The sequence below is a fragment of the Delftia sp. Cs1-4 genome, from assembly GCF_000214395.1.
Classification (GTDB): Bacteria; Pseudomonadota; Gammaproteobacteria; order Burkholderiales; family Burkholderiaceae_C; genus Comamonas; species Comamonas acidovorans.
Genome location: NC_015563.1, coordinates 2,373,201 through 2,383,223 on the forward strand (window position 1 = coordinate 2,373,201; position 10,023 = coordinate 2,383,223).

The 10,023-nt window shown below is 71.2% G+C and carries 2 protein-coding genes; both read left to right on the forward strand.

Annotated elements, in window-relative coordinates:
- Positions 1–8 precede the first annotated feature (8 nt).
- On the forward strand, positions 9–5,345 hold the full coding sequence (locus DELCS14_RS10575; RefSeq protein WP_013801598.1) for a non-ribosomal peptide synthetase: 5,337 nt from the start codon (positions 9–11) through the stop codon (positions 5,343–5,345).
- Positions 5,345–10,015 (forward strand): type I polyketide synthase, encoded by a 4,671-nt coding sequence (locus DELCS14_RS10580; RefSeq protein WP_013801599.1) that lies wholly within the window; start codon positions 5,345–5,347, stop codon positions 10,013–10,015. The genes DELCS14_RS10575 and DELCS14_RS10580 overlap by 1 nt, the downstream gene beginning before the upstream one ends.
- Positions 10,016–10,023 lie beyond the last annotated feature (8 nt).

A 10,023-nucleotide genomic window follows, 5' to 3' on the forward strand; every position in this document is an offset into this window, starting at 1 on the left:
CAGCTGACATGCTGAGTGGACAAAGTGCAATCGCGGCAGCAGGCCAGGCGCCGGCCAGCCTGGTCGAGCATCTGAGGGGACTGGCGCAGCAGCGGCCCGACGACATCTGGCTCACCGTGGCCGCCGTGCAGGACGGCCGCGTGGTCGAGCGCAGCCACAGCTATGGCGAGTTCGACCGCCGCGTGCGCGCGCTGGCTGCCGGGCTGCAGCAGCTGTGCCCCGTGGGCGCGCGCGCCCTGGTGATGATGGACAACGACGAGCACTACGCCGCCAGCATGCTGGCCTGCTTCTACGCGGGCGTGATCGCCGTGCCGGTGCCGCCGCTGGAATCGCTGCGCGTGCAGCATCTGGAGCGGCTGCTGGGCATCGTGGGCGACGCGGACGCGGCCTGCGTGATCAGCACGGCCGAAGTGATGCAGGCCCTGCCCGGCGCCGATGCGCGCTTTGCAAGCATTGCCGCCGTGGCCGCCGATCAGGTGGACCTGGCCGATGCCGACGCCTGGCGACCCCATGCGCCGGCTGCCGACGACATCGCCTTCCTGCAATACACCTCGGGCTCCACCTCGGCGCCCAAGGGCGTGATGGTCAGCCACGGCAACCTCATCGCCAACGAGGCTGCCATCCAGCAGCGCATGGACATCGGCGCGGGCGACCGCTTCATGTCCTGGGCGCCGCTCTACCACGACATGGGCCTGATCGGCGGCCTGCTGCAGCCGCTGTACAGCGGCCTGCCGCTGGTGCTGACCTCGCCGCGCCTCTTTCTGGAAAGCCCCGTGCGCTGGCTGGAGCTGATCTCGCGCCACCGCGCCACCATCAGCGGCGGCCCCGACTTCGCCTACCGCATGTGCCTGGAGCGCATCAAGCCGTCGCAGCTGGCGCAGCTGGACCTGTCGAGTTGGCGGCTGGCCTACACGGGCGCCGAGCCTGTGCGTGCCGACACCGTCACGGCCTTCGCGCAGCGCTTTGCTGCCTGCGGGCTGCGGCCCGACGCAGCCTATGCCTGCTACGGCCTGGCCGAAGCCACCCTGTTCATCACCGGCGGCAGTTGCGGCGCAGGCGCCACGATCACGTCCTTCGATACCGAGGCCCTGGCGCAGGGCCGGGCCGAGGAAAGCTCCTGCGCCTCGCAGACCACCCCGCTCGTGGGCTGCGGCCCCGCCGTTCCCGGCCATGTCGTGGCCATCGTCGAGCCGCACAGCCTGCAGGTGCTGGAGCCCGGCCGCGTGGGTGAGATCTGGGCGCACGGCCCCAGCATCAGCCAGGGCTACTGGGGCAAGCCGCAGCAAACGCAGCAGGCCTTTGTCGAGCATGCAGGCCGGCGATGGCTGCGCACGGGCGACCTGGGTTTCGTGCACGGCGGGCAGGTCCATGTGGCGGGCCGCATCAAGGACCTGATCATCGTGCGCGGGCACAACCTCTACCCGCAGGACATCGAGCGCGTGGTCGAGGCCGAGGTCGAAGCCGTGCGCAAGGGGCGCGTGGCCGCTTTTGCGGTGGAGGGGCCTGCCGGCGAGGGCATAGGCGTGGCCGCCGAGATTTCGCGCGGTTTGCAAAAGCTGGTGCCGAGGGAGACGCTGGTCGACGCACTGGCTGCCGCCGTGGCCACGGCCTTTGGCGAGGCGCCTGCCGTCGTGGTACTGCTGGAGCCCGGCGCGCTGCCGCGCACATCGAGCGGCAAGCTCCAGCGCCAGGCCTGCAAGAAGGGCTGGGCGCAGCGCAGCCTGGATGCCTATGCGGTCTGGGAGCATGGTGCCTTCGTGGACGCAACGGAATCTGCAGCGAATGACGGTGCAGATCAGTCCGCCCCCCCGCCGCTCGATGCCACCGAGACTGCGCTGGCCATGCTCTGGTGCGAAGTGCTGCGCCGTGCCGAGCTGCCTGCGGGCGATCCGCAGTTCTTCCTGCTGGGCGGCAACTCCCTCTCGGCCGTGCAACTGGCTGCACGCGTGTCGCAGCAGTGGGGCGTGGACTTTGCGCCAGGCCTGCTCTTTGACCGGCCCCGGCTTTCGGCGTGCGCGGCTGCATTGCGCGAACTGCAGGCGGCAGGACCCGGAACTGGCATCCCTCGTCCTGGCCCTGTGGCGCGCGGCCCCGGTGCAAGCCAGCCCCTGTCCCACGCCCAGCAGCGGCAGTGGTTTCTCTGGCACCTGGATCCTGCGGGCACGGCCTACCACGTGACGGTGGAGCTGCAGCTGGGCGGCACGCTGGATGCGCAACGGCTGCACACGGCCCTGGAGCGCCTGGTGGCACGCCACGACGCGCTGCGCACCGTGTTCCTGCCTGCCGCCGACGGGTCGGCCCGGCAGCATGTGCTGGATAGCGGCGGCCTGGAGTTCCAATGGCTGGACCTGGACCACGAGCCGCAGCGTGCCCATGAAGAGGCACGCCGCCTGCACGCCAGGCCCTTCGACCTGGGCAAGGGCCCGCTGCTGCGTGCGCTGCTGATGCGGCTTGGGCCGGATGACCACCGTCTGGTGCTGGTCATGCACCACATCGTGTGCGACGGCGTATCCCTGCAGAACCTGCTGGACGAGCTTGCGCAGCAATACCTCCATCTGGGTGATGCGGCGGCGGCCGCCGAGCCCGCTGCCCCCGCATTGCAATACGCCGACTACGCAGCCTGGCATGCGGCCTGGCTGGATGGCGGCGTGCGCGAGCGGCAACTGGCCTACTGGCGCGGGCAACTGGGCAGCGAGCATCCCGTGCTGGCCTTGCCCAGCGACCGGCCGCGCGCAGCCGTGGCCCGCTACTCGGCTGCCCGGCATGGCTTCGCGCTGCCTGCGCCGCTGGTGGACGCGTTGCGCGCGCGTGCCGCCGAAGCCGGCGCCAGCCTGTTCATGGTGCTGCTGGCAGGCTGGCAGGCCGTGCTGCACCGCCATACGGGCCAGCAGGTGCTGCGCCTGGGCGTGCCCGTGGCGGGCCGCCAGCATGCGGGCACGCAGGGCCTGATCGGGTTCTTCGTCAACACCCTGGTGCTGCAGGCCGAGGTCGATGGCCGCACCCCGCTGGCCCAGGTGCTCAATGCGGCCAGGCGCGCCACGCTGCAGGCCCAGGAGCACCAGGACCTGCCTTTCGAGCAACTGGTGGAAGACCTGCAGCCCCAGCGCAGCCTGGCGCATCCACCGCTGTTCCAGCTGATGTTCAACCATGTGCATGAGGACTTGCGCGGCTTCGAGCGCATGACGGGCTGCATGGCCGAAGCGGCTTCAATGCCCGGAGGCACGGCGCAGTTCGAGCTGTCCCTGGAAGTGCGTGAACGCGCAGGCGGCGCCGTGCGCGTGGGCATGGACTATGCGGCCGAGCTTTTCCTGCCCGCCACCATGGAGCGCCTGGGCCAGCACTATCTGCGCATGCTCGAGGCCCTGGCCCATCACCCCGAGGCCACCGTGGGCGAGGTGGATCTGCTGTCCGATGAAGAGCGCGCACAGCTGGCGTCCTGGCAGACCGGCCAGGGCGGGCAGGGCGGCCATGCCGTCCCCGAGCTGGTCCATGCCGCCTTCGAGCAGCAGGCGCGCCGCAACCCGCAGGCCACGGCCCTGGTCTTCGGGGAAGACTCCTGGAGCTATGGCGAACTCAATGCGCGCGCCAACCGCCTGGCCCACCATCTGATCGCACTTGGTGTGCGGCCCGAAGTGCAGGTCGGCATTGCCATGGAGCGTTCGCTGGAAATGGTGGTCGGCCTGCTGGCCATCCTGAAGGCCGGCGGCGCCTATGTGCCCATGGACCCCGAGCACCCGGCCGAGCGCCTGCGCTACATGGCCGACGACAGCGGCATCGGCGTGCTGCTGACGCAGTCGGGCCTGGTCGCACGGCTGCCGCCCGCGCTGCAGCCGCTGTGCCTGGCGGTGGACGCCATCGATCTGTCCTCCTGTCCGGCCCATGACCCGGGCGTCGCGCTGCACGGCGAGAACCTGGTCTACGTCATCTACACCTCGGGCTCCACCGGCCGCCCCAAGGGCGCGGGCAACCGCCACCGCGCGCTGTGCAACCGCCTGGCCTGGGGCCAGCAGCACCAGCCGCTGGCCGCGCAGGACACCGTGCTGCAGAAGACGCCGTTCAGCTTCGACATCTCGTTCTGGGAGTTCTTCTGGCCGCTGTCCACAGGCGCCCGGCTGGCGCTGGCTGGGCCCGGGGAGCATCGCGATCCTGCGCGTATCGCGGCCCTGGTCGAGCGCCATGCCGTCACCTGCATCCACTTCGTTCCGTCCATGCTGCAGGCCTTTCTGTCCAGCGGCCATGCCCCGTCCTGCACCGGGCTGAAGCACATCGTCTGCAGCGGCGAGGCCCTGCCGGCCGAGCTGCGCGACCGCGCACTGGCCCTGTTGTCGGGCGCGCGCCTGCTCAACCTCTACGGACCGACCGAAGCCGCCATCGAGGTCACCTACCACGACTGCCGCGAGCCCGGACCGCAGGCCGTGCCCATCGGGCGGCCGCTGGGCAACGTGCAGGTGCATATCGTCGACGCTGGCCTGCAGCCCGTGCCGCGCGGCGTGGCCGGCGAGCTGCTGCTGGGCGGCCTGGCGCTGGCGCGCGGCTACTGGGGCCGGCCCGCGCTCACGGCCGAGCGCTTTGTGGCCAGCCCTTCGGCGCTGGCCGGCGAGCGTGCCTACCGCACGGGCGACCTGGTGCGCTGGAACGAGCAGGGCGAGATCGAGTACCTGGGCCGGCTGGACCACCAGGTCAAGATCCGTGGCTTCCGCGTGGAACTGGGCGAGATCGAAGCCGCCCTGCTGGCCGTGCCAGGCCTGCGCGAGGCGGTGGTGGTCGCAGACTCTGCCGAAGGCGGCAGCCGGCTGGTGGCCTACCTGGCCGGTGAAGGTGCCGCGCTGCAGGACCTGGCTGCACTCAAGGCGCAGCTGGGCCGCAGCCTGCCCGACTACATGGTGCCCTCCCTCTTTGTGCGCCTGGACGCGCTGCCGCTCAACAGCAACGGCAAGGTGGACCGCAAGGCGCTGCCGGCGCCCGCGCCCCTGCCTGCATCGGGCGATGGTGCGCAGCCGTTCGAGGCGCCCGAAGGCGGTGTGGCCGAGACCATTGCCACCATCTGGCGCGAGCTGCTGCAGCTCGAACGCATAGGCGCCAACGAAAGCTTCTTCGACCTGGGCGGGCATTCGCTGCTGCTGATACGCGCGCACCGGCGGATCGAGGATGCGCTGGGCAGCGGGCTTTCTGTGATCGACATGTTCCAGCACCCGACCGTGGCCACGCTGGCCCGCCGCATCGAGGCGCAGCGCGGCGTGGGGGCGGCGCAGGAAGGGCTGCAGAACCAGCAGGCCGACGAACGCGCCCAGCGCCGCCGCGCCGCGCTGCTGGGCCGCCGTGGTCTGACCGAGGAGGTGAACTGATGCGTGCTCAGGATGCGGGCTACAGCGGCGTGGAGATCGCCATCATCGGCATGGGCGGGCGCTTCCCGGGCGCGGACAGCGTGGACGCGCTGTGGCGCAACATCCGCGAAGGCCGCGAATCCGTGACGGTCTTCAGCGACGAGGCCCTGCGAGCCGGGGGCACGGAACAGGCCCTGCTGGACGATGCCGCCTGCGTGAAGTCCGGCGTGGTGCTGGAAGGCCTGGACTGGTTCGATGCCGGCTTTTTCGGCTACACGCCGCGCGAGGCCGGCCAGATCGATCCCCAGCAGCGCGTCTTCCTCGAATGCGCCTGGCAGGCGCTGGAGCATGCGGGCTATGACGCCGAGCGGCTGGACGTGGCGGCCGGCGTGTTCGCGGGTGCGGGAGCCAATCTCTACCTGATGCGCCATCTGCTGGGGCGTGCGCAGTGGAGCGGCGGCATCGCCGAGCTGATCGCCCTGCTCAACGGCAACGCGGCCGATGCCCTGTGCACGCGCGTGGCCTACAAGCTCAACCTGCGCGGCCCGGCCGTGACCGTGCAGACGGCCTGCTCCACCTCGCTGGTGGCCGTGCACATGGCCTGCCAGTCCTTGCTGGGCATGGAGTGCGACATGGCCTTGGCCGGCGGGGTGTGGCTCAACCTGCTGCAAGGCGCGGGCTACCTGCACCAGCCGGGCGCCATCCTGTCCTCGGACGGCCATTGCCGCGCCTTCGATGCGCGCGCCGACGGCACCATGCTGGGCAGCGGCGCAGGCGTGGTCGTGCTCAAGCGCCTGGACGAGGCGCTGCGCGACGGCGACACCGTCCATGCCGTGATCCGGGGCAGCGCCGTGAACAACGATGGCGCGCGCAAGATCGGCTACAACGCGCCCAGCGTGGACGGCCAGGCCGAGGCCATACGCGCCGCCCAGGCCATGGCTGGCGTCGATCCCGCCTCAGTGGGGTATGTCGAGGCCCATGGCACGGGCACCACGCTGGGCGATCCCATCGAGATCGCGGCGCTGACCCAGGCCTTTGGCGGGGCTGGGGGACTGACGGGGCGTGCGCCCGGTCACTGCGCCCTGGGATCGGTCAAGACCAATGTGGGTCACCTGGACGCCGCTGCCGGAGTGACCGGCCTGATCAAGGCCGTGATGGCGCTGCGCCACCGCACCCTGCCGCCCAGCCTGAACTTCTCCACGCCCAACCCGCGCGTGGACTTCGCTGGCAGCCCCTTCCGCGTCCAGACCACGGCGCAGGACTGGCCTGCCGGCCCGCTGCCCCGGCGTGCCGGCGTGAGTTCCTTCGGCATGGGCGGCACCAATGCGCATGTGGTGCTGGAGGAAGCTCCGGCCACGCTCCCTGCCGATCCATCGGAAAGCGCAGGGCATACGCCCCAATTGCTGCTGCTGTCGGCGCGTACGCCGCAGGCGTTGCAGGCCTCGGCCAGCCAGCTGGCCAGACATCTGGAGCAGCACCCGGGCATGGCCCTGGCCGATGTGGCCCACACCCTGCGTGTGGGCCGCAAGCGCCATGCGCATCGGCTGGCCGTGCTGGCCCATGGAGTGACCCAGGCCATCGAGGCGCTGGACCATCCGGCGCCCCTGGTGCATTTCACGGGCAGCGTGCTCTCGCCCCAGCCCGGCCTGGCCTTTCTGTTCCCCGGCCAGGGCGCCCAGCACGCAGGCATGGCGCGCAGCCTGCATGCGCAGGAGCCGGTGTTCCGCGACATCGTGGACCGCTGCTGCGAGAGGGTGAGGACGCAGACCGGCATGGACCTGCGGCCCTGGCTGCTGGCGCAGGCCGACGATGCCCAGGCCGCGCAGGCGCTGGCGCGCACCGAGGCCACGCAGCCTGCGCTGTTCATCGTCGAGTACGCCATGGCGCGGCTGTGGATGTCCTGGGGCCTGCAGCCCGAGGCCATGCTGGGCCACAGCATCGGCGAGTATGTGGCGGCCTGCATCGCCGGGGTCTTCTCGCTCGACGATGCGCTGGACCTGGTGGTCGCGCGCGGCCGCATCATGCAGGCCACCGAGCCCGGCGCCATGCTGGCCGTGGGCCTGCCTGAGGCCGCGCTGCAGGACTGGTTGTGCCGGGGCTGCGATCTGGCCGCCGTCAATGCGGCCGATCTGTGCGTGCTCTCGGGCCGGCCCGACGCCATTGCGGCCGCCGAGCAGGCCCTGGCCGGCACGGGCGTGCTGCTGCGCAGATTGCAGGTGTCGCACGCCTTTCATTCCGCGCTGCTCGATCCCGTGCTCGATGCCTTCGCGCACAAGCTCGCCAGCGTTCGACTCAATCGGCCTGCCATTGCCTTCATCTCCAACCTCAGCGGCCGCTGGATCCGCGACGAAGAGGCCCAGGACCCCCACTACTGGCTGCAGCATCTGCGCGGCACGGTGCGCTTTGCGCAGGGCCTGGACACGCTGCTGGACCAAAGCGACCGCATCCTGCTGGAAGTGGGCCCGGGCCAAGGCCTCAGCGGCCTGGCCCGGCGCCATCCCAAGGCTGGCGCACGCACCGTGCTGGCATCGCAGGCAGCCGCCAACCGCGAAGAACTTCAGGCCGACCAGCCCGCGCGCTGCCTGGCCCAGCTTTGGGCGGCGGGCGTTGACGCGGCCAAGGCACCGCTGCTGAACAGCGCACAGGGCGCGCGCCGCGTGCCCCTGCCCGGCTATCCGTTCGAGCGCGAATCGCACTGGGTTGCCGCCACGGTGCCGGCCTCTGAGGCCGCTCCTGCTGCTCCCGGTGGTCTGCACGGCACCGATCCCCGGGGCTGGCTGTATGCCCCTGTCTGGCAACGCTCAGCGCCCGTTGTACGGGCCGCCTCGGTACCCGCCGGCGGCTGCATGCTGCTGCTGGCCGAGGCCGGATCGACACTGGCCGAATCCCTGGCGCAGGCCTGGTCCGACACCCAGCCCGCGCCCGTGGTCCGCATCGAACCCGGTCCGCTCCATGAACGCCTGGGGCCTGCCCGCCATGCGCTGCGCATGACCGAGCGCAGCGACTGGACGCGCGCCCTGGGGCAGATAGCGGCCGAGATCGGCCCGGTGGCCTGCATCTGCGATCTGTGGAGCCTGGGCACGCTGGATGACGCACAGGCGGCTGAGCGCTGCCTGCTCGGCCCGCTGGCCCTGGCCCAGGCGCTGGAGGCCGTGTCTGCCGCATCCGCTGTGGGCGCTGCTGGCCGGCAGCAGATGCTGCTGGTCACGGATGGGCTGGAGGACGTGACAGGGACCGAATCCCTGCAGCCGGCCAAGGCCATGCTCCATGGCCCCTGCCTCGTGATTCCCCAGGAGCTGCCGGGCATGGCCTGCCGCATCGTCGATGTGCTGCCTGTGCAGAGCGGGCATGCCCAAGGGATGGCAGCGCTTGCGCAGCGCATCCTGGCCGAGTTCAGCGAGCCCGCACCGGCCTGCGTGGCCTTGCGCGGCCCGCACCGCTGGACCCGGCGCTACGAGCGCATTGCGGGGCAGACGGCACCCGCCGTCACGCCAGCTGCGCCAGCCACCGCGCCGCGCCTGCGCCGTGGCGGCTGCTATCTGATCACGGGCGGCCTGGGCGGCATGGGGCTGGCGCTGGCCCGGCACCTGGCCGAGCACTGGCAGGCCCGGCTGGTGCTGCTGGGCCGCTCGGCGCTGCCTGAACGGGGTCAGTGGCAGGCACTGGCGCAGGATGCGCAGACGGAACCTGCGCTGCGTGCCCGGCTGCAGCAGTTGCTGGAGCTGGAACGGCTGGGCGCCCAGCTGTGCCTGGTGCAGGCCGATGTGGGCAGCGAAGCCCAGCTGCGCACCGCGTTGGAACAGGCGCAGCGCGCGTTCGGCGGAATGCATGGCGGCATCCACGGCGTCATCCACGCCGCCGGCCTGGCCGGCGACGGCATGCTCGCGGACAAGCGGGCACACGAGGTGATGCAGGTGCTCGCGCCCAAGCTCCAGGGCACGCGGGCCTTGCTGGCCGCACTGGCCGGGCAGCCGCTGGACTTCATGCTGCTGTGCTCTTCCCTGGCCGCCGTGGCGGGCGGCCTGGGCCGCATCGACTATGCGGCCGCCAATGCCTGCCTGGATGCGCTGGCCGTGGCCCATGGCCGCACGGCCGGCTGGCCGCTGATTTCCGTGGGCTGGGACGGGTGGCGCGGCGTGGGCATGGCGGCAGGCACGTCCATGCCCGAAGGTGTGGGCATCGCACCAGAGCAGGGCGTGCATCTGTTCGAGCGCATCCTGGCCGGCCCTGTGCAGCCCCATGTCTGCGTGTCCACCACCGATCTGGAAACGCGTCGCCATGCGGACCTCGCCGAGTTGCTGGACCAGGCCCTGCCTGCAGCAGCGACAACGGCAGCGACGGCCGGGCCTGTGCCCACCCAGGTGCGGCCCGGTGGCATGGCCGGCTTCGTGGCGCCCGAGGGCGACCTGGAGACCGGTCTGGCCGCGCTCTGGAGCGGCTTCCTGGGCGTGGCTCCCGTGGGCGCCGAGGACAACCTTTTCGAACTCGGCGGCGACTCGCTCATGGCCATACAGCTGCTGGCGCGCGTGCGCCAGGCCTATGGCGTCGAAATCCATCCTGCGGCCTTGCTGCGCACGCCCACGGTGCGGCGCCTGGCCGAACTCGTTGAAACCCGGTTGATCGAGGAAATCCAGGCGCTGGACGCCGAAGCCGAGCCCGCCCCGACCACCGCATCGCCGATTTATTCGTGAAGATCGCC

Excerpts from the sequence above, each read along its gene's own strand:
- DELCS14_RS10580 (WP_013801599.1), top strand. The coding sequence starts at position 5,345 with ATGCGTGCTCAGGATGCGGGCTACAGCGGCGTGGAGATCGCCATCATC.
- DELCS14_RS10575 (WP_013801598.1), top strand. The coding sequence starts at position 9 with ATGCTGAGTGGACAAAGTGCAATCGCGGCAGCAGGCCAGGCGCCGGCC.